Below are 19256 nucleotides of genomic sequence, written 5' to 3'. Positions count from 1 at the left end.
CAAGGAATATAACATGATTCTACATTTTTTGCAACAACTTCTTATCTTTCTTGGAGTGATCTTTCTAGCCATGCTATGCTTCTAACATGAATAGCTGATGAGAGAGGTCGGCTAATTGCCGGTCCACGTCCCTCGTCGGCAAATGGGCTGCTTGGCGCCGATTGCGGAAATCAAGCAATTGGTCAATATGCACTCTGAGCCAAGCGATCTGATCTTCTACTCCTCGTGACTCATACAGACGTTGCAAATCGCCTATAGTGTCACGGTACTCGAAGACAAGCGTTTGACCATCACCTTTCTGTTCAATGATTCTCATTACTTTACCTTCCTGGTAATGATAAATCATCGTATACGTCGGATACATGCGATGTACGACCGCGTTGCCTTTAAAGCGGCGCACGGCCTGCCGCATATGATTGGCCAGTTTGGCGTCCCGGATTGTATATCCGCCTTCAAAGGTGTACATATCGCCAATCAGTTTAAAGGATAGCGGGATTTCCCCTCCCCTATCAAACAATACGATTTCTTTCTCGCCATTATCATACACTCGAACTTCTGTTTCAAATTCTGTATTCTGAAACATTTCAATAAAAGACTGCAGCTGCCATGTGCTTAATTCAAGGACAAGTTTCTTGTATTCGGTGGCTACTCGTTGAGCCATACAAATCTCTCCCATACATTTTTTCCTGCTCAAATATATTATACCGAAAAGCCATAACCATTCTCCAATCATTTGTGCTATAGAAAGGAAGAGAATGACCACGTTAGAGGGAGCTAATCTTCTTAAACGGCGATTGATTCTTGCTGATATACGTTATATTATGAAAAATTACGTTTTCTTTGTCCTTTTGTAATGTTTTTGAACATCGATACTTTCAGTGAAAAATAGTGAACATTACTGTTTAGATCGGAAGCGTAACATTTGCTTCCCGGAAAGCAAGGGCAAGCCTGTCATCAAGTACGGCACGTAGATGAAGCACAGCATCTACATGCTTAGCAAATGCCTGTAATACTTGTACATCTGCACCACTGAGTATAGCGGCAATATAAGAGCCTTCCCCGGCCTCGAGCGTATCAACCGCATGCAGAAAACCTGCTTCGGAAGAAAGAAACGATAGAAGCCGGATTTTCGCTGAATCCGTCTCACGCTTTGGAAGCGTGAAAAAGGCGGCAACCGCTTCTGACGTCTCTGCTTCCCCATGTATAACTGTTCGGCCGCCAGCCTCTTCCTGCTCCAGCGCAAATGTACGTCCGCTTACGACTTGTAGCACATCTTCAACAACTGCACTTCCTGTAGGCAGCGCACCGGCACCTTTACCTGTAAACAACAAGTCCCCCACAATATCACCAGTTACAAAAACAGCATTATATTCGTTTTTTACTCCAGCCAACTGATGGCTATGCGGCACGAGTGTTGGACCGACACGCAAACTATAGCCGCTGCCTTGCCGCTCTGCTACTGCCAGCAACTTCACACGGTATCCGAGTTTTCCGTATACTTCTATTTCTTCGCTTGTAACGGATACAATCCCTTCTCGCTCACTTGCGAGCGGCTGTGTCTTTCCTCCAAAACAGAGATGGCCTATAATCTGGATTTTATTAAACGCATCATATCCTTCTACATCCGCCGTCGGGTCCGCTTCCGCAAATCCCAATTCCTGCGCTTGCGCTAACACTTCTTCATAAGCAAGGTTTTCTTCTTCCATCTTGGTCAAAATATAATTGGTTGTTCCGTTTAGAATACCATATACACGCGTGATGCGATTTGCATGTAATAGTTGACTTAACGCGTTCAGAACCGGGATACCGCCGCCTACGCTCGCTTCATACAGCAAAGAGACATTCTGCTCTTCAGCCAAATGGTGCAGATGTGGACCATACGCGGCCAACATTTCTTTATTCGCCGAGACAACATGACATTGCCGGCTAATCGCTTCTTCTATATAGCCAAGCGTTGGGTCCAGCCCGCCCATCGCATCAATTATAATATCTGGTTCCCGTTCCCAAATCGTTTGAATATCCGTCGTTAATACATCACTCTCTACCTCTACCTTGCGCGACTTTGCCGGATTACGCACCAGCGCGCCGACTACTTCTAGATCGGCCCCAAGCTGTTTACGAATACGTTTTCCATGTGTTTGCAGAATCGTTACCACCCCGGAACCTACTGTTCCTAATCCCAACAGGGCAATCTTCCATTTTTTCATCATTCATATCCTCCCAACGTTTTCTGCCTACAAAAATAAACAACCCTCTTCCGGAGAAGAGGGTTGGATGGTATATACCAAGTTCCTCCTCTCATCTTTCAAAGCTTCGCAAAGCTTTGATGGAATTAGCACCTTTCAGGCTGCACCTGCGGTTGCTGAGGTTTCATCGGGCCATATCCCTCCACCTCTCTAGATAAGAGTGTCTTGCTTCGTATGCATTTGTTTAATTGTACATTATACTACCTCGTCTTGTCAGAAATGTCAAACCTAACAACATGTTTGACAACACCTACTGCGCTACTTGAACCAGCTCAAAATCTGATCGATTAAATTTTTTAGGAATTGCAAAATTTCCTGTACGAGCGATTTCGCTTCCGGGTTGTTGTTCAAGAAGTCTTGAACTTGTCCTTTATAGCTTGAGATTTGATCAAGCGTTTTGTTCCAATCAATATTCAAATTTTGAATTTTACGCAGAATACTAACAAGTGATTCAATCTCCGAATCAGACAATTGCAGTCCCATCTGATTGGCCACATTGCGAATCATCTCACGCAGTTGATCATCAGACATATTGCCGGTTTGTTTGGCAAGCTCAGCTTTCAGCCGGGTCAGAAGCTCAGCCGCTTTTTCTTTATCCCCGATTTGATCCCCGATTTTCGCCGTAGTTACCATCTCTTCGCTGGCGACTTTTTTCTGGTTCTCATCGATTTTCGTACCGGTCACCGTCTCGTATGCTTTCATGATACCGGTCAATGCTGCTGTTCCGGATACCGGTGACGGAGCATCAATTTTTACTATTGCATCCTTCACGCCTGCAGTCGCGAGCGCATTCTCGTACATCGCTTTGCTGACCCATGTGATATTGTTTGTCTGTACGTTAATGCCATTCCCTTGTTCGGCAACTTGAATCATGGCCGACGAAAGAGCTCGGGTTCCAATGACGCTTTTACTAAGCAATCCGTCAAGGTATTTATGTTCTTCCTGATTCGTTACAGTAATCTCCTGCGCTCCGCTTGGCGCACCAAACCGGCCTTTAATTTGCTCTTTCTGTGCCGGTGTCAAATTGTGACCGTATGTTACAATCGTATCGCCCGGTGCCGCATCTGCATATGCAGTCGCCGTCGTTAGAAGAAAAAGAAGCAGGGCTAAAAACAACTTCCTCACTTCCGTCACTCCTCCCCAATAAAAAAATAACTTGCTGGATATAAACCTGTCCCTTGCGCTCAAGAGCAGAACACGCGCAGGATATGTACACCCGCTATATTCTTAGCGCCAGTTTGGTTCATACCTTCTGATTATAGCACAGGAAAAAAAAGAGGCTAGTACCATATTTATGCGTATTCTGTACATTACTATATACATCTGATTTGATAAATCAACAAATTTTTATGGTGAGAGGTAAGAAAAGAAGGAAGGGCGGTGGGCGAGAGCGGTCGGAAAATGACACGCTGGCCTTTCTTCTGCCGGATCGCAGGGCGCATCCAACCTCTTCTTTTTTCCGAATTTCCTACTTCCCACCACATTCCCCTGTCAAAATATCAAGTGTAATTTATATACATACACCAGCAAACTTACTTACCTGCCTCTGTTCGCTTCCTACCTACTTAAATATACGATACAATCTATGAATTAGTTGCCTGAACTATGAATTTTATTCTTTTTCCTTCATTAAAAAAGCCTCTCTTCGTAATGAAGAAAGACTGATTGTTCATTGTATATATTTCCTATACCCAAATGCCAAGTGTTCTTCATATAGCATTTAACACTGGACCCATCTTTTGATTATAAAGAAGCTTGATACTCCATATTCCAGTACTTCGATTGAATTTCCTTTACCTGATCCACATACTGTTTTTGAATATCATACAATTCATTGGTAGGGATTTTATACATAGCAGCAATAAACGGATCTTCGACTTCCGTTCGGATACCACTCATTTCTTCCACAATCGCAAGCGAGCAGAAAGGGACATACGGAGCACTATAGCCACCTTCATGGCAAGCGACGAGACGCCCATCGCAATGCTTATCAGCCAACTTTAGCATAAAAGAAGTGAATGTACGAAATCCTTCGGCAGTTACCATCATTCTGGCAAGAGGATCGAACATGCTCGGGTCTTGTCCGGCGGAGAGTAGAATTAGCTCTGGTTGAAATTGGTCGACAATCGGCTTAACCACCGTTTCAAAGGCATACATGTACCCTGCATTTCCAGTTCCGGCTGGAAGAGGAATATTCACGTTGAATCCCTCTCCTTCTCCTTCTCCAACATGCTCTGCAAGCCCTCTTTCCGGCGGGAAATTCATCTCTTGATGAAGAGAAATAAACAGCACTCCGGACTCATCATAAAAAGCACTCTCTGTACCATTTCCATGATGCACATCCCAATCTAGAACAAGAATTCTTTTCAAGTTATACGTCTCACGGGCATATGCAGCGGCGATAGCGACATTGTTAAACAAACAAAACCCCATGCCGAGTTCTTTTTCTGCGTGGTGGCCTGGTGGGCGTGTAAGAGCGTATACGTTATCGACTTGTCCTGTCATGACAGCGTCTACTGCCGTAAGTGCCCCTCCGGTTGAAAGAAGTGCAATCTCATAGGAACCGGATCCGACAAGCGCCAGCTCCCCAGCATCTCCACCCGTTGTATCACTTAACTTTTTTACTTTATCAATGTATTCCGATGTATGGTACAGTTGAACTTGCTCTCTCGTTGCCAAACGAGGTTCAAGATATGTAAGGCTTGAAGATAGACCGCTGCGTTCCAGCAAGTTTTTAAACCGCCGTTTGGTTGCCGGGTTTTCAGAATGAATGTCACTTTCTATCCATCCGCCCGGTGGAAGAAACAAAGCTCCATTACCTGTATCATGCCAAAAATAGCTCTCGTGACAAACAAATCCTGTTTTCCGCATGTATCTTACCTCCTACAGCTTATTATTTCATTGAATTTTTAGAAAATTAATGGATTTCTTAGCTGTTTGTTTTTATAATTATGGCAGAATAATAAACAAGAACCAATTACCCGAAAGGATAATTAAAGCAGAAGGCATTTCAAATCCATACGCTTCACGAAAGGGGTCGGCTATGAATTTTTCAAAAAAAGAGTACGAACAAATTTTTCATTTTCTCAATGAAATTCGTGTTCCACCCTCCCTTTTCCGAAAAAAAGTCCAAACATCGCTTGCTGATTTATTCGGTTATAGCCGCTCTATATTTTGGTTAGCCGATCATCACGGAAACCTTTACAGCCCAGAGATTTGGAATATTTCTGATCAAGTTCTTTATGATTATATGGAATGCTTTTTTCAATATGATATCTTGCACCCAAAAAAACAGTTAGCTACCTTCCCTACCTACCCGGCGCTGCGTATAGATGATGTTATGTCACTGCCAGAATATGAAAAAACAAATTACTATTTCATGTTCATGCGTAAATATAATTACTATCACGAGATGGTTGTATATTTTATGGACGAGGGCAAGTTGTGTGGCGTAATAGGAATGGCCCGGTTACAAGAAGAAAAGCCTTATACCGAAAAGGATTGTAAGCGTTTAACTTTTCTGTCTAACCATATCAGCCACGTGCTGGGCAATTATATGCGCCTGGAGGATATAAGCTATCAAAAAAGGTTGCTGGAAGCACGTACAAACGTTTCAACTACCGGGTTTGTACTCGTTGATTACACTCATAACATTCACTTTGTTAATGAAGCTGCTCAACATATCTGTCAGACATTTAAAAGAGGTGCATCGTCAATTGAAGAGTTTTTACATTACTATGTGTATTCTCATCCCAATTGGAAGGCAGGAATAAATATAAAAATCAGTTTTCCAGGGAGTGAGCATTGGACCTTGCAGGTCGTGCCTGAAATAAAAGGCATCTTAACCGATCACCCCAATCGATATGGTATCTACCTTTTCTCTGAAGAAGAAATGGAGCAAAAGACAGTAGAACAAAGATTGTCCAGGCGAGAGCTGGAGATTTGCGAGCTGGTGATAAAAGGACGTACGAACGAGCAGATTGCCAATGAGCTCTGGATTAGCATTAACACTGTTAAAAAACATTTAAGAAATATATACGAGAAACTTAATGTTGCCAATCGGACAAGCCTGGCATATAAGCTCACCGCTATATTCAACTAAGACAGCTTCGCCTGCATGTTTGAAAACAAATACGCTCTGCTTTTTCTGCAGAGCGTTGTCTTTTCCTTTATCCCATTTCACCCATCTTAATCACAGGCTTTCCACTATCATTCTTCAAGAAATTGTACATTCAGATAGTTCTCAAACAACTTAGTGATTTCAAAAGCGGTATGGGAAGAATCAAAGTTTTCAAAAATATGTTCGCACTCTTCTCTATACGCCATGGACTCCTCATAATGTGCAATATGTCGTTTGATATCCTCTTCTGAATCACCGCGCTTTTTTTGTCGCTCAATTACCGTGTCACTATCAGCATAAATAAAGAAACGAACTACCTTATCACCGTATAGCCTTTTAATTGTTTCCGTTCCTTCAGCGTTTAACACCATAATGACGCTTTGTTTTTCTTTAAATAAAGAGGTAATATCCGACTCTTTAATCCCATAGTGATATCCGTCCAAAACAACACTCTCTAAGAACTCGTTATTTTTCTCAGCATGATGAAACTGCTCTTCCGTAATGAAATGATAGTCATGCCCTTCCACTTCCATTGGCTTCTTTGGTCGGGTAGTGTATGAAACGACATGAGGGATGTCAAGACTGCGGAAAATCATTTCAGCAATCGTTTTACGACCTGCTCCATCGGGACCTGTAAATACGAAGATAAATTCTTTTTCCTTTAAGTTAAACATATCTTACAACCTCCTCGGAAAAATATAGGAATAACATATAATTAATCAGGAAATGTAGGTCATACAAATTATATTCTAGACACGCTCAAAATAAGAAACAAAATTTACCATTTTCAAAAAAACGAACCCGTACACCAGTGAAATATCAACTACATGTCAAAGGCTTTCCTACTCGTGTGTAAATCATTCTATTGATTACACCTTGTTTTTCTTTAATTATTAATATAACGTTCAAAAACAAAACCGAAATCCTTACTACTATATTTCTCCTTCATATCAACAAGCCAAGAAAAAGCAGCCTGGTTCAATCCTTTAAACTGCTCAACTAGATTACTTTCCGTACTTGTGATACGCGTTAATGTCGTGGAAGCTAATTCAAGACTTTGTTTTGCAAATTCTAAAGCCCTTTCATTTTCATGTGAAATTTCAGCAATTTTAAGCAGTGCTTTATATAAATCTTTTAACTCTTCCAGATGCTTTTTATGCACATCAATCGAGTATCGTTCAGAACCCATATTAAATTTAATTTCCACATCCAAATCCACCGTTCCGGCTGTTTCAAGTACCACATTTGAAATTTGGTGAGTATGATAAGAATATCGACGGAGCGTGCGCTTTTTACTTGTTGCGCTTGTTCCATCAAGGTGAATAAGGGCTTTATTGGTAAAACAGTATTCATCGGATTTTGATTTAATTAGAAAGAAAATTTTCTCGTTATCTTCTTGCATAACATAATCGTCTACATCCGCTTTATCGTAATCTTCTGGTTTTATTACTGTTCCTACATCACTAAGCCCAAGCATATCAGCTGCTACTTTTCCAAACATGTTATCAGCCCTTTCTCGGTTACATTAAATACCATTTATTTCAACATTATTATACCATGAATTTGGATTAAACAATGATAACGAAGTCTCTGCCTTAGGAGAAAATCATGTCGATGTATCAAGGTAGATATATAGTATACTTATAAAGCAGATAGGAGGAGAGACAGTTGAATATAAATGAATTCCAAACCTGGATTGGCGAATTTTACAAGCAACGCGGGTGGACAAAGTATGGGCCGTTTATTCGGATGGGCTTTCTTGCAGAAGAAACAGGGGAATTGGCGAGAGCTGTACGCGCCATTGAAATCGGTAGAGACCGTCCGGATGAAACAGAGAAAGCGGAAGGTGAACAAAGAAGGGAACTCATCGAAGAGTTAGGAGACGTACTCGGGAATATCATATTACTGGCCAATCTTTATGACCTTACTCTTGAAGAAGTAATGGAAGTACATAAGGAAAAGTTATTGAAAAGATTTCAAGATAATGAATAACCTCGCCCCTAAAACATATAATGCCCCCTCTGGATATTCTCTGAAGGGGGCATTATACCGTTTCTTTGCTTGTATGCTATGGTAATTAGGCTAAATGTAAAAGCACTACAATCATACATAATACAAAGACAATAAAAGCATGGGATGCCATTTTGATGGGATGATGAGCACGAAAAATATGAGTATAAATAGCTCCCGCCATGAATATCGCCAGCACTATGCCCGATACAATAGCAAAGTATGGAATCCAAATACCACCAATCATCCCTGCCGCCCCAAGTATCTCAATTATTCCTATCAAAAACATGAGCCACTTTGGATATCGATAAGCGTTCCAATGTTCAACCATCATTTTTGCACGAGATAACTTTAATGTGCCAGCAAATATAAAATCCAACGCAAGAATAATTTGCAAAACAATCGAAGCGATTTTCATCCACATCTCCCCTTTATATAATGTGCATCAGGCTACGGTTTCTCTCTCAAAACACTTCCATGTGCAAACATTCCATACATCAATAAATGGACAACCTGTGCCGCCAGACTTTCTGCATTACTCTTTTTTGAGAACAACTGCGAAACAGTAAGACGTTCTACTATTCCAACCAAACATTCTGCAACGATCTCCATCGACAAATCAGGATGAAAATATCCGGCTTGCTGTTCTGCCCGCAAGTTTTCTACAACCATAAAAGCTAATTCTTCCTTAATCTTCTTGGCCTCCGGTGTTTGAAAGAGTCCAATTCGTGTTAGGTTCGGATTTTCGGCCAAAAATCGAAACAAAGTTTCTACTGCAAACAACACACGTTTAGGAACATCTTCTGTTTCGATTCCTGGTTCCATGCGAATTGTTTTCATCATCATGCGCAAGCGTTCATGGAAGTCATTTACCACTTCATCAAAAATGGCTTCTTTGCTTGAAAAGTAAAGATAGAAAGCAGGTTGGGTTAACCCGGCCCGTGTAACAATCGTACTCACTTTCGTTTTATGGAAACCTTGGTTAGCAAACTCGTCGATAGCAGCAGCAAGTAACCGTTCTCGGCTTTCTTTTCCTTTCCATCCTTTTTCACGTGCCAATTTGTAATTAGCTCCTTTCAGGCTTATTGCTTACATAAATGATAATCATTCACAAAATATTACTCATAAGTAATGTTATTATATAATAACATTACTTATGAGTAATATAAAGTAAGTGCTGTGCATTTTTTCAGAAAACAAAAAAATAGGCCTCCCGTTTATATCGGGAGGCTTTCATCGTATAGCTTATGCTGCTTATTGAATGCGGCCGCTCAATTGCTGTTCAGCCATTTGCACAAGGCGTTTTGTGATTTCTCCGCCTACAGAACCATTTTGGCGGGATGTTGTATCCGGGCCGAGTTGTACACCAAAAGAAGATGCAATTTCATACTTCATTTGGTCAAGTGCCGCGCGCGCTTGTGGTGCAACCAGATTGTTGGTATTTCTGTTTTGCTGTTGTGCCATGATGTGAAACCTCCTGTGGTTATTTATGGTTGAGAGTATCCTTACATTGCCTCATTGAGAAAGATTTTATACATCATTTCAGAAAAAAATCAAAATATCGGCGCAGCTCGCATAATTCTATATACATCTGATTTGATAAATCGACAAATTCTTGTGGTGAGAGGTAAGAAAAGAATGAAAAAATCAGAGGTTGGAAAAAGATACGTTTGCCTTTCTTCTGCTGGAGCGCAGGGCCCATCCAACCTCTTCTTTTTCTGAATCACCTACTTCCAACCACGCTACCCTGTCAAAATATCAAGTGTAATTTATATAGATGGATCATTCTATATATTCAAGAAATAAAAGATTCCCCCTGTCAAAAAGCTGACAGGGGGAATCTTTTATCTTAGGCGCACTGCTATACGAGCGAAATATCGATATCGTACTCCATCCGCTTCGCGGTCATCTGAGCTACCTCTGCCCCTAATAACCTCTTAACAATATGAAACGCCATATTAATACCGGCAGAAATTCCTCCGGATGTAATAATTGTTCCTTCATCAACGAATTTTACATTTTTTTGAACTATTACGTTAGGAAATTCATTTTGTAATCGTTCGTAGCTGGCCCAGTGTGTTGTCGCATGTTTACCATCTAACAACCCTGCTTTCGCTAACAATAGCGCTCCTGTACATACCGATGTCATGAGTTGAACGCTCTGCATGCGATCTGTAATCCATTGTATGAGCTCATTGTTATGAACTTCACGTTCGCGTGCTCCCAACCCTCCGGGAATAACCAGAATATCAAATTGCGGAGCATTGGAAAAGCTGTAATCAGGCTGTACCTTCAGTCCATTTCTTGCATGAACCATATGCCCTGTTTCCGATATGGTTTTTACGATAAATGGCTTCATATCTTGTGTACTCGCATGTTGATCTGGGTGGGCGGTAACAGACAATACCTCAAAAGGGCCTGCAAAATCCAATACTTCTACATCATCAAAGAGCACTATGCCTACAGACCATTGCTGTTCCATATTTCCCCTCCCTCTTTTTATTTCAGCAAAAACTCAATTAATTGTATATTTTACAATCATTTCTCCCCATGGAGCTATGCCCATTTCAACAAAACCAACGCTCTTATACAACCGCTTTGCATTCTCGTTATCCGGGTTATATCCAATGAAGATAAAGTTGGTTCTATTTTCTTTCTTTTCGATTTCCTCAATGACCTTTAGTAAGGCAGCTTTTCCAAATCCTTGGTTTTGAAACTTCTGATCAGTCATAATTCTATATATCCAGTAGTTGCCGTCATCCGGGTCAACTCCAAACATCGTAAATCCAATCATTATTTCATTTAAATAAATACCATAAGATTCGAATCCCGGTAAGAATTGCATTTCAGCAATTGAATACAAATTGGATACAATGAAATTTTCTTGTTCCTTCTTAACTTTTAACTCAATGCATTCTTCCCAGTTGGTTTTATCAATTTCTCTCAGTAAAATTTCCATTCAGATTCCTCCCGTTCACCGTAGAGCCCTCCGCTGATGGAAGTTTTACTTTATCATTTCTCTACGGTTATTTTTTATCACCATCGACATACAATAAGAAACAAATAGCTTGAGCATTTTTCATACCACATCACTCCTTCCAGATATATCAACCTATTTTTCCATTATACAGGAATTTTTATCCTTATAGCTTAGAAAAACATATTTTTTCAATTTCCGCAACAAAATTTTCTATATCTTCCTTTGTTGTATCAAAGGCAGTCATCCAACGTACCTCCGATTTTTCCTCGGACCATACGTAGAAGGAATACACCTCTTGAAGGGTTGAAATATACTCTCGCGGAATGATAGCAAAAACGGCGTTTGCCTCTACTTCCTGGGTAATTTTAATTTCCGGTATGTTTTCGATTTTACCAGCTAAAAACTTTGCCATATCATTAGCGTTTCTGGCATTGCGCAACCATAAATCGTTAGATAATAACGCCTCAAACTGGGCGGCAATAAATCTCATCTTCGAACCAAGCTGCATTCCCTGTTTTCGAATATATTTGAAATCAGTTGCTAGACTCTTATCAAAAAAAACAATGGCTTCCCCGATCATTAGTCCGTTCTTCGTGCCGCCAAAAGACAAAACATCAACACCTACATCAACCGTGATTTCCTTAAACGTTAGTTTCAGGCTTGCTGCTGCATTAGATAGCCTTGAACCATCCATATGTAGAAGCATCCCATGTTCATGGGCAAAGGTAGCTATAGCTTGAATTTCTTCCGGTTTATACACTGTGCCGAGTTCGGTAGGTTGGGCGATAGAAATCACTTTCGGTTGACTATGGTGCTGATCACCGAAACCGGTTAGATGCTGTTTAATAAGGTCAACATATAGCTTTCCATCCTCTGTTGGCAAAGTAAGAGTCTTGCAGCCGGTAAAGTATTCAGGTGCACCGCACTCATCAACATGAATATGAGAGGTTTCAGCACAAATAATGGAATTGTATGATCTGGTTATCGCTTTTAAACCCAGCACATTTGCTGCGGTACCATTAAAAACAAAATAAACATCAATATTGTCGCCAAAATGTTCCTTGAATTTTGAAACAGCGGCTTCTGAATATGGATCATTCCCATAAGAACTGACATGATTCACGTTTGCACGGATGATGGACTCCATGATTTCAGGGTGTACACCTGAGTAATTATCACTGGCAAAACTTTTATAAAAAGGCACCTTTGCTTCCCCCTATATTAAAATTTTCATTGAATACTACGAATCCCACTACAAAAGGGCGATTTATGTCCTGTTATTGCCTTTCTTTTTCTGAAGAATCAACAAGGGTGATACCTTTACATCGTACAATGCTTTTTAATTATTGTAAATGCAACATTAAAATTATTACTTTTAACTACTCAACCTTCTTTGCGGAATTGAATGTACAAGCACAAAAAATAATTTTCTATTTTTTATGAATATATAGAAACTATATGTCTCTACCTACGTATATAGATGCAGGAAGTATGAATCACCCTTTAGTAGAATAAGGCTTATTTTTACAGAAGCACCATCACCAACCAATCTGGTCAGTGTCCTCATTAAAAACTGGATACATAAGGTGCTTTCGTTTGCATCCCTTGCAATAAGCAGATTGAGCCGTTTCTAAAGAAGGGCGATTCTGTGGTATCCAGGTAACCTGCTTCTCATCGCGTTTTCTTTTCATCGGTATTACCTTGCCCATGCTTCCATCCCCTTTCGGATAGGAGGTGAGTACTAATGGATATAATTTCTACAATTCAGGCGTGCGGAGCCCGCAAAGAAATGGTCTATATTACGTATGAAGGCCAGGAACGCTTAGTAGAACCATATTCTTTTCGAGATGGCGGTTTACAGTTTTTCGCCTGGTGCCGTATGCTTAAGAACATTCGTAGTTTTACTGTAACTAAGATTACAGCAGCACGTCCATCCGGTCTTGTATACGGACCAAGATATCCAGTAGAATTTTGAGTGAACTACTCTCCATTGAAATGGAGAGCTTCTGTTGGGCAGACCAGATGGCCTGATTACATAGGACCAACAGAATTTTTCATGCTTCAGTGAGGCGGGCCTTACCGCAAAGAGAACGGCGTGGCCTCTTGTTCTCAAAGAACTCCCACATTGCCGTAGCCCCAAGGTCTTACCGCCTCTCGACATGCACACCCCGTCGTTCCAACGGTGGAAAATAAAAGCAATGGATTACGATCCAAGCTTTCAGAGTCCCTCCTGTTTGATATTCATCGCAGCATTTTCATCTCGTTCATGTTTCTTTCAATCTCTCTTATGAGTTGATAAACCAGTATTAAAAAAGCAACCTCCTTGGCTAATACCAGAGCGGTTGCTTTTATTTATAATCTTCTTTTAATTTGTTACATTTTGGGCTCAATCACAATTTCAACGCGCCGATTTTTTTTACGGTCTTCCTCAGTATTATTAGGAGTTATAGGTTGACTTTCACCATACCCTTTTGTGCTTATATGGAGACTCCCTTTTCCATTATTCTTTTCTAGATATCTCTTAACCTCATTTGCCCTTCGTTCAGAAAGAGCAGTATTATATTTCTCTTCGCCTACGTTATCAGTATGACCGTTTATTTGTACCTTTGCCCCTTCATATTTTTTGAACGCTTCACCTATTTTATCCAATACTTCCTGTGCGCTTGGTTTTAATTCACTCTTATCAAAATCGAACAGAACAGTATCAGGAATTTGGATTGTAATTTGTTTATTATCAGATGTGATAGAGAGGTCTGGCACATCTATCTGTGGAGCCTCTATCTGCGGAGCCTCTATCTGTGGAGCCTCTATCTGTGGAGCCTCTATCTGTGGAGCCTCTATCTGCGGAGCCTCTATCTGTGGAGCCTCTATCTGTGGAGCCTCTATCTGTGGAGCGTTTATCTCCGGGACGTTTATTTCTGTTGCTTGTTTTTCTTTTTCTCCACATGCAGAAAGCAAAAAGCAAGAAAATAACAGTAGAAATCCTACATTTTTCTGTTTTAACATGCTTTATTTCCCCTTTATTACAATTTTCTTTTTCTTACTAAACGTATGAAAAAGAAAAAGGTTACTTATTTATCCATATTTCTATATAGGAAATGCATAATGTCCTTTCCAATCGCCATACTTTTTAATAGCTTCTTGTTCACATAATGTAAATGCCGTCACTTCTTCATCCACATCTAGAAATATATGTATTTCTCCGCCGATTTCTGATTCGCGATAATAAGCCCCTTTCGCTCCATATATTTTCGCCCATTGTTCCGCTGTTTTTTCCTTTATAATCATTTTCTGCCCGTCTTTTTCAATAAGAAATCCTATTACATCCTTCGTACCGTCAATAATAACTCCGTAAAATGTAATCACTATATCTCATCCTCTTCCTCGTATCAATATCAGGCTTCTGTTCTTTGACAATATACTATGATTTCCTCAAATCGTATAGACAGATGCTTTCCTTTCCCTAAGAATTCTGACACAGAAATTTTTTTGTAACTTTATCTCTTTGTCCTTCGTAATAATAAATGTAGTAAACTCCCTTGCTTTGCCCCTACTGCTGACAGACGGTAGGGGCATTTTCATGCTTCACTTTATTCGATGAACGATAATAATACTTATGTTTGGAATCATCAAGAGGCCTGTTTCGGTCGTTCAAATGTATATGTTTTTCTCCAATGCTTACCACCATCAGAAGTAGTATACATCTCTGAAGGCTTGGTATTGTCCGTACAAATCAACCATCCATGATCGGCATCGGCAAATGCCACCAGCTCTTCGCCATAACCATCGAACGATTGATTGCCATTAACCCACGTTTTTCCACCATCCTTTGTCCAACCAATCGTATTCGGCTTATCACATGCCATACACTGACCGCCCATAAAAGTGACCTTTCGATTGACTACATATAAAGGACCCGGTTGGGAACCGGCATTCTTTGGCCCTGCTGTATAATCCATCTGGAACCCTGGAGCGGGTCCACCACCAGCTGTAGAATTGGCCAGTACCGTTTGCCAGCTCTGTCCGCCATTGGACGTATGGAACAAGGAATATGATGTTTGAGTCATCCCAGAACCTCCAATGCATTCAATCCAAGCATCATCTGTTCCAGCTGAACGAATCAGTGCATTACTAAGCGGCTCAACCGTTTTACGAGACATAACTATCCTCCACGTTTTTCCTCCGTCTATCGTTCGTTTCACTTCTATTTCATCTTTTCCCTGCGTCACAGCCCACCCATGCTCCCTATCATGAAAGTAAGCATCTCCTACTGTATATTTCGGAATTGGAAGAGGTGTCCAGGTTTTACCTCCATCCGTTGTTCTCTCATTTGCGCTGAATCCCTCCTCTTTTGAGACAAAATGCAAGAATCCATCGTTCGGCACTTTTCCTGCTACTGTCCAGTTCCTTCCTCCATTCGTTGAGCCAAGCAGTTTAGAGCCTTGGCCTAATGTCGCCCATACATCTTCACCATTCAATGCAAACAATTGATTAATTGTTCCTGTTCCCTGGTATTGAACGTTCCAGCTTTCTCCTCCGTTTTCGGTTTTGGCAATCCACCCCTCTCCACCGATCCAACCAGACTGAGAATCAGCTGACCGTACAGCCGTTACTTTCCCCATTTGAACATCGGTCAATGTCTTAGCTGTCAGTTTTGATTTCCGATCTGATTCTTCGGTTGATTTCACTGTCTGATTTGAGGTTGTCTCTTCCGTTCGATGATCTGACGCTGTTGAAGAATTGTTGACCAAGCTGCTGTCTTTATCAGCCTGATTTGTGCTTTCCATATTCTGTTGGCACCCTGCTAAGAGGATTAAAAACAAGACGAGAAGGATTGGTAATTTTCCTTTTAACAAGCGAGTCATTTTCATCTACTCCTTTCTTTTATCCTTCATTCCCATAGCAAATATTTCAAAACCAAGCTTCTCATAATAAGGAGTATTTTCCTCTATGCAAAATAACTGAACATGCAAGTTTGCATTACGACTTTTTGTGACTAACTTTCGAACCATTTCGCTGCCAATTCCTTGATTTCGATAATTTGGATGAACAACTACACCACACAGGTATGCGTTAATTAAGCCATCTGAAATGATACGACCTGTACCAATTAGCCGATTTTGATCGTAAGCACTAATAACGTACCAGCTTTGAACCATAGCTTGATGTAAAAGTTCTTTGGACAAATTCAGGAATTCATTCCAGCCTACACAATTATATAGGGCAAATAAAGTATCTGGGCTAGGAAGCTTATCCGTATATCTAATTTCCATATTTTGAACCATTATTGCACCCCTCCCTTTGTTTTTCAACTCTATTCTTACATAAAAACGCCCCCGGCTAAAAATGCCGAGGACGCTTATCCTATCGTTATCTTACTCTTACAGCTGTTCCTGTCGCAATGCACATCATCATTCCGTCACGCAGCGTTTCAAAGTCCAGGTCGACTCCGACAACCGCATTGGCACCCAATGCGTTCGCCTTGTTCGTCATCTCTTTAATGGCCATCTCTCTACCTTCAGCCAATTTACTTTCGTATGCGCCGCTGCGGCCGCCAATAATATCCGTGATACCAGCGAGGAAATCCCTTACTACATTGGCTCCCATTATGGTCTCACCTGAGACGATCGAGATGTATTCTTCAATTTCTCTTCCTTGAATTGTCGGCGTTGTCGTAATAATCATATCCGTCATTCCTCCTCTAAGAGAATATATACTCATTATCTTTCCCTATTCTCTACGTTTTAGCTTTCAGTACGTTCCAAAAATTTATCTCGGTTCAACCAACACTAATGGAAATTTCACTTCATTTTCTTCCTTACTCACTTCGTGTTCGGTACAATGTTCCGCTCATCAAACACGCGCTTTACAACAGTCAATGCACCGCATGCTTTTGGAAATCCAGCATATGCTGCACAGTGCATGACCAGCTCCAGTATCTCCTCCGGGCTCATGCCTACATTCAATGCGGCATGAAGATGAAAGGGTAGTTGTTCAGTAGCTCCTTGCGTAATTAAAGACGTGAGTGTAATTACCTCGCGCTGCTTCAAATCGAATGCAGAGCGAGAATATATGTCACCGAATCCAAATGCGATCATCATATGCCCGAAATCCGGATGGAACTCGCCCATCCCTTCGATCATTCGCACATCTTCCTCTCCTGCCATCTTCTGTAACGTCTGCAATCCTCTCTCGTATCGTTCTTCGTTTGTCATTTTAGGATGTACCGGCACTTTGCTTCCCCTTTTCCCTTGTTAGATTATCCTCGGCTCATCGTTGGTGGAACTTCAAATGGATCAACCATTACTTCAATCACCGTTGTTTTCGACTCCCGAAGCGCCATCTGCACCGCTTCGCGCAATTGTTCCTCACGCTCGCAGCGGAAAGAAGACGCGCCCATTGCTTCCGCATATCCCGCTACATGTAGCGGAGTCTGATATGTAGTTCCCACAGCATGCCCAAGATGCTTTGCCATTCCTTTGTCGACCATATCAAGCCGACCGTTGTTCAGCACTACGAAGATTACGTGAGCTCCGTATTCTACAGCGGTGGAAATCTCTGCTCCATGCATAAACGTACATCCATCTCCCGTCAGACATACGACAGGTGTCTTCGGCAGTGCTATTTTTGCACCGACAGCATACCCGATTCCATGGCCCATCGCTCCGAAAACATCATCAAAGAAAAATGTTCCCGGCTTTGTAATATCGAAATGACGAATCGCATAAAACGTATGGCTTCCGTCGTCGCCGAATACGACTGTATCTCCCGGAAATTCAGAACGCAGCACCCGCATAACATTTGCTGCCGACATATATGCATCTGTAGATGTATCTTGTATTTCATCGTCTGGCAACTGTATCTCAAGCAAGCGATTCTCCTTCTTGTCCGTAAGTTGCTCTAGTACCGCTTGAAGATTTACCTTTATATCTCCGATGACAGGGATTGTAGGAACAGGAAGACTCTTCCCGATAAATGTCGGATCAGCATCAAATTGAATGATTTGTTTTGGGTACAGGTTAGGTTGCAAGCCTGCCAGAGACATATCACTCAGCTTTGTGCCAAGAACAATCATCACGTCTATCCCTTCTTCGAGATATACCTTCGACGCCTCTGTACCACCTAAGCCGAACGCGCCCAAAGATAATGGATGATTAGATGGAAAAACCCCTTTTCCCCCAGGCGTGGTCATAACCGGAATTTGCAGGCGGTGCGCCAGCGCTTCCAGCTCTCCATAAGCTTCGGCAGCATGTACACCTTTTCCGACAAAGAGGACAGGCCTTTTTGCTGACTGTACCATTTCGGCGGCTTGCTTAAGATTCGTAGACATCACAGAAGGAAAATGGCTTGGTAAAGGCAGAACAAAAGATTCAATTTCTTCCGCTAATACATCAGCAGGGATGGACAAATGAACAGGCCCCCTGCTTCCCTCATACGCTTTCTCTACAGCGTGCTCAAAATACATGCGGAATAGCTCTCCCCGTTCTACGCGTGCACTAAAGCGAGTTACGGACTCGAACATTCTCACTACATCCGTACCGAAAAACGTAGAATCCTGCCCTAGCGCCTGACCAGTGTTCCTCATCGATGGGTGACCTGTAAGGAACAGAACCGGCAGATGATAGGCTTTGGCCTGACCAGCAGCCGTTAACAAATTTGTTGCACCCGGGCCCGATGTGCCGATGGCCACCCCCATCGTTTTGTTAGCCATAGCATAGCCAGCCGCTTCATACCCAGCCCCGGCTTCATGCTTGCTTAGTACAAATGTAATACCTTTCTCATCCAGTTCTTTAATAAGCGGAGTCACGGGTTTTCCGGGAATTCCAAAAACATGTGTTATTCCCCATTCTACAAGGTGCTGTACCAACAACGTTGAAACCTTTTTCACTTCTTACTCTCC

Annotated in this window: 25 protein-coding genes and 1 riboswitch; of the genes, 5 read left to right on the top strand and 20 right to left on the bottom strand. The window is 41.6% G+C overall.

Annotated features, from left to right (window positions below):
- Positions 1-73: 73 nt before the first annotated feature.
- The 3 genes from AF333_RS14875 to AF333_RS14865 all read right to left on the bottom strand — a co-directional run bounded on the left by AF333_RS14875 (position 74) and on the right by AF333_RS14865 (position 3371).
- Entirely contained in the window at positions 74-661 is a 588-nt protein-coding gene (locus AF333_RS14875) for a hypothetical protein (RefSeq protein WP_043064248.1), read from the bottom strand.
- 241 nt (positions 662-902) lie between these two features.
- Positions 903-2207: a homoserine dehydrogenase gene (locus AF333_RS14870; protein WP_161808216.1), complete on the bottom strand. Its 1305-nt coding sequence runs from the start codon at positions 2205-2207 to the stop codon at positions 903-905.
- An 88-nt stretch (positions 2208-2295) separates the two neighbouring features.
- Positions 2296-2407: riboswitch (SAM riboswitch) on the bottom strand.
- 97 nt (positions 2408-2504) lie between these two features.
- Positions 2505-3371, bottom strand: a complete 867-nt coding sequence (locus AF333_RS14865) for a DUF1002 domain-containing protein (protein ID WP_043064247.1) — start codon at positions 3369-3371, stop codon at positions 2505-2507.
- A 203-nt stretch (positions 3372-3574) separates the two neighbouring features.
- Between AF333_RS14865 and AF333_RS35345 the strand changes: the two genes are divergently transcribed.
- On the top strand, positions 3575-3835 hold the full coding sequence (locus tag AF333_RS35345; protein WP_235496475.1) for a hypothetical protein: 261 nt from the start codon (positions 3575-3577) through the stop codon (positions 3833-3835).
- Positions 3836-3989: 154 nt separating this feature from the next.
- On the opposite strand, the gene AF333_RS14860 is transcribed toward AF333_RS35345, so the two are convergent.
- The gene (locus AF333_RS14860; RefSeq protein ID WP_043064246.1) at positions 3990-5117 is read right to left on the bottom strand and encodes a class II histone deacetylase; all 1128 of its coding nucleotides are present in this window, start codon (positions 5115-5117) and stop codon (positions 3990-3992) included.
- 49 nt (positions 5118-5166) lie between these two features.
- On the opposite strand from AF333_RS14860, the gene AF333_RS14855 reads away from it, so the two are divergent.
- Positions 5167-6348 (top strand): helix-turn-helix domain-containing protein, encoded by a 1182-nt coding sequence (locus AF333_RS14855; RefSeq protein WP_080787585.1) that lies wholly within the window; start codon positions 5167-5169, stop codon positions 6346-6348.
- Between the two features lie 107 nt (positions 6349-6455).
- Here AF333_RS14855 and AF333_RS14850 read toward each other — a convergent pair whose 3' ends face one another.
- Together AF333_RS14850 and AF333_RS14845 are read right to left on the bottom strand one after the other, a co-directional pair.
- Positions 6456-7040, bottom strand: coding sequence for a guanylate kinase (locus tag AF333_RS14850; protein ID WP_043064244.1), 585 nt, complete (start codon positions 7038-7040; stop codon positions 6456-6458).
- A 212-nt stretch (positions 7041-7252) separates the two neighbouring features.
- Positions 7253-7867 (bottom strand): PH domain-containing protein, encoded by a 615-nt coding sequence (locus AF333_RS14845; protein WP_043064243.1) that lies wholly within the window; start codon positions 7865-7867, stop codon positions 7253-7255.
- 167 nt (positions 7868-8034) lie between these two features.
- Here AF333_RS14845 and AF333_RS14840 point away from each other — a divergent pair, with 167 nt between their 5' ends.
- Positions 8035-8358: a MazG nucleotide pyrophosphohydrolase domain-containing protein gene (locus AF333_RS14840; protein ID WP_043064242.1), complete on the top strand. Its 324-nt coding sequence runs from the start codon at positions 8035-8037 to the stop codon at positions 8356-8358.
- Between the two features lie 85 nt (positions 8359-8443).
- Here the strand turns inward: AF333_RS14840 and AF333_RS14835 are convergent, their stop codons facing one another.
- From AF333_RS14835 to AF333_RS14825, 3 genes are all read right to left on the bottom strand, one after another.
- Positions 8444-8794: a DoxX family protein gene (locus AF333_RS14835; RefSeq protein WP_043064241.1), complete on the bottom strand. Its 351-nt coding sequence runs from the start codon at positions 8792-8794 to the stop codon at positions 8444-8446.
- Positions 8795-8826: 32 nt separating this feature from the next.
- Positions 8827-9435: a TetR/AcrR family transcriptional regulator gene (locus AF333_RS14830; RefSeq protein ID WP_043064240.1), complete on the bottom strand. Its 609-nt coding sequence runs from the start codon at positions 9433-9435 to the stop codon at positions 8827-8829.
- A gap of 195 nt (positions 9436-9630) precedes the next feature.
- The gene (locus AF333_RS14825) at positions 9631-9840 is read right to left on the bottom strand and encodes an alpha/beta-type small acid-soluble spore protein (protein ID WP_043064239.1); all 210 of its coding nucleotides are present in this window, start codon (positions 9838-9840) and stop codon (positions 9631-9633) included.
- A gap of 132 nt (positions 9841-9972) precedes the next feature.
- Between AF333_RS14825 and AF333_RS36825 the strand changes: the two genes are divergently transcribed.
- Complete coding sequence (locus tag AF333_RS36825) at positions 9973-10098, top strand: hypothetical protein (RefSeq protein WP_268753618.1); 126 nt, start codon at positions 9973-9975, stop codon at positions 10096-10098.
- Positions 10099-10237: 139 nt separating this feature from the next.
- Here AF333_RS36825 and AF333_RS14820 read toward each other — a convergent pair whose 3' ends face one another.
- The 4 genes from AF333_RS14820 to AF333_RS33685 form a co-directional block, all read right to left on the bottom strand.
- Positions 10238-10858, bottom strand: a complete 621-nt coding sequence (locus AF333_RS14820; protein WP_043064238.1) for a DJ-1/PfpI family protein — start codon at positions 10856-10858, stop codon at positions 10238-10240.
- Positions 10859-10891: 33 nt separating this feature from the next.
- The gene (locus AF333_RS14815) at positions 10892-11335 is read right to left on the bottom strand and encodes a GNAT family N-acetyltransferase (protein ID WP_043064237.1); all 444 of its coding nucleotides are present in this window, start codon (positions 11333-11335) and stop codon (positions 10892-10894) included.
- Between the two features lie 184 nt (positions 11336-11519).
- Positions 11520-12560 (bottom strand): threonine aldolase family protein, encoded by a 1041-nt coding sequence (locus tag AF333_RS14810; protein WP_074715393.1) that lies wholly within the window; start codon positions 12558-12560, stop codon positions 11520-11522.
- A 334-nt stretch (positions 12561-12894) separates the two neighbouring features.
- The gene (locus AF333_RS33685; protein ID WP_158502298.1) at positions 12895-13065 is read right to left on the bottom strand and encodes a hypothetical protein; all 171 of its coding nucleotides are present in this window, start codon (positions 13063-13065) and stop codon (positions 12895-12897) included.
- 35 nt (positions 13066-13100) lie between these two features.
- Between AF333_RS33685 and AF333_RS14805 the strand changes: the two genes are divergently transcribed.
- Positions 13101-13331, top strand: a complete 231-nt coding sequence (locus AF333_RS14805; protein ID WP_043064236.1) for a WYL domain-containing protein — start codon at positions 13101-13103, stop codon at positions 13329-13331.
- A gap of 398 nt (positions 13332-13729) precedes the next feature.
- Here AF333_RS14805 and AF333_RS14800 read toward each other — a convergent pair whose 3' ends face one another.
- The 7 genes from AF333_RS14800 to AF333_RS14770 form a co-directional block, all read right to left on the bottom strand.
- Positions 13730-14362: an OmpA family protein gene (locus AF333_RS14800; RefSeq protein ID WP_052811759.1), complete on the bottom strand. Its 633-nt coding sequence runs from the start codon at positions 14360-14362 to the stop codon at positions 13730-13732.
- Positions 14363-14443: 81 nt separating this feature from the next.
- Positions 14444-14722, bottom strand: a complete 279-nt coding sequence (locus AF333_RS14795) for a hypothetical protein (RefSeq protein ID WP_043064235.1) — start codon at positions 14720-14722, stop codon at positions 14444-14446.
- A gap of 263 nt (positions 14723-14985) precedes the next feature.
- Positions 14986-16221: a WD40/YVTN/BNR-like repeat-containing protein gene (locus AF333_RS14790; RefSeq protein ID WP_043064234.1), complete on the bottom strand. Its 1236-nt coding sequence runs from the start codon at positions 16219-16221 to the stop codon at positions 14986-14988.
- 6 nt (positions 16222-16227) lie between these two features.
- Positions 16228-16641, bottom strand: a complete 414-nt coding sequence (locus AF333_RS14785; protein WP_235356578.1) for a GNAT family N-acetyltransferase — start codon at positions 16639-16641, stop codon at positions 16228-16230.
- An 85-nt stretch (positions 16642-16726) separates the two neighbouring features.
- On the bottom strand, positions 16727-17041 hold the full coding sequence (locus tag AF333_RS14780) for a YbjQ family protein (protein ID WP_043064233.1): 315 nt from the start codon (positions 17039-17041) through the stop codon (positions 16727-16729).
- Positions 17042-17178: 137 nt separating this feature from the next.
- A complete protein-coding gene (locus AF333_RS14775; RefSeq protein ID WP_235356577.1) occupies positions 17179-17589 on the bottom strand; it encodes a carboxymuconolactone decarboxylase family protein in 411 nt (136 codons plus the stop codon).
- Positions 17590-17615: 26 nt separating this feature from the next.
- Positions 17616-19244: a thiamine pyrophosphate-binding protein gene (locus tag AF333_RS14770; protein ID WP_043064232.1), complete on the bottom strand. Its 1629-nt coding sequence runs from the start codon at positions 19242-19244 to the stop codon at positions 17616-17618.
- Between the last annotated feature and the right edge of the window lie 12 nt (positions 19245-19256).

This window comes from Aneurinibacillus migulanus (assembly GCF_001274715.1).
In the GTDB taxonomy this organism is placed as follows: Bacteria; Bacillota; Bacilli; order Aneurinibacillales; family Aneurinibacillaceae; genus Aneurinibacillus; species Aneurinibacillus migulanus.
Note: the sequence above shows the minus strand (reverse complement) of the source record. Positions and strands in the feature narration are given on the sequence as shown.

What these genes read in the sequence shown, in the direction of transcription:
- AF333_RS14875 (WP_043064248.1), bottom strand. Translation starts at nt 661, where the DNA reads ATGGCTCAACGAGTAGCCACCGAATACAAGAAACTTGTCCTTGAATTA.
- AF333_RS14870 (WP_161808216.1), bottom strand. Translation starts at nt 2,207, where the DNA reads ATGAAAAAATGGAAGATTGCCCTGTTGGGATTAGGAACAGTAGGTTCC.
- AF333_RS14860 (WP_043064246.1), bottom strand. Translation starts at nt 5,117, where the DNA reads ATGCGGAAAACAGGATTTGTTTGTCACGAGAGCTATTTTTGGCATGAT.
- AF333_RS14855 (WP_080787585.1), top strand. Translation starts at nt 5,167, where the DNA reads ATGGATTTCTTAGCTGTTTGTTTTTATAATTATGGCAGAATAATAAAC.
- AF333_RS14850 (WP_043064244.1), bottom strand. Translation starts at nt 7,040, where the DNA reads ATGTTTAACTTAAAGGAAAAAGAATTTATCTTCGTATTTACAGGTCCC.
- AF333_RS14845 (WP_043064243.1), bottom strand. Translation starts at nt 7,867, where the DNA reads ATGTTTGGAAAAGTAGCAGCTGATATGCTTGGGCTTAGTGATGTAGGA.
- AF333_RS14835 (WP_043064241.1), bottom strand. Translation starts at nt 8,794, where the DNA reads ATGAAAATCGCTTCGATTGTTTTGCAAATTATTCTTGCGTTGGATTTT.
- AF333_RS14825 (WP_043064239.1), bottom strand. Translation starts at nt 9,840, where the DNA reads ATGGCACAACAGCAAAACAGAAATACCAACAATCTGGTTGCACCACAA.
- AF333_RS14820 (WP_043064238.1), bottom strand. Translation starts at nt 10,858, where the DNA reads ATGGAACAGCAATGGTCTGTAGGCATAGTGCTCTTTGATGATGTAGAA.
- AF333_RS14815 (WP_043064237.1), bottom strand. Translation starts at nt 11,335, where the DNA reads ATGGAAATTTTACTGAGAGAAATTGATAAAACCAACTGGGAAGAATGC.
- AF333_RS33685 (WP_158502298.1), bottom strand. Translation starts at nt 13,065, where the DNA reads ATGGGCAAGGTAATACCGATGAAAAGAAAACGCGATGAGAAGCAGGTT.
- AF333_RS14805 (WP_043064236.1), top strand. Translation starts at nt 13,101, where the DNA reads ATGGATATAATTTCTACAATTCAGGCGTGCGGAGCCCGCAAAGAAATG.
- AF333_RS14800 (WP_052811759.1), bottom strand. Translation starts at nt 14,362, where the DNA reads ATGTTAAAACAGAAAAATGTAGGATTTCTACTGTTATTTTCTTGCTTT.
- AF333_RS14790 (WP_043064234.1), bottom strand. Translation starts at nt 16,221, where the DNA reads ATGACTCGCTTGTTAAAAGGAAAATTACCAATCCTTCTCGTCTTGTTT.
- AF333_RS14785 (WP_235356578.1), bottom strand. Translation starts at nt 16,641, where the DNA reads ATGGTTCAAAATATGGAAATTAGATATACGGATAAGCTTCCTAGCCCA.
- AF333_RS14780 (WP_043064233.1), bottom strand. Translation starts at nt 17,041, where the DNA reads ATGATTATTACGACAACGCCGACAATTCAAGGAAGAGAAATTGAAGAA.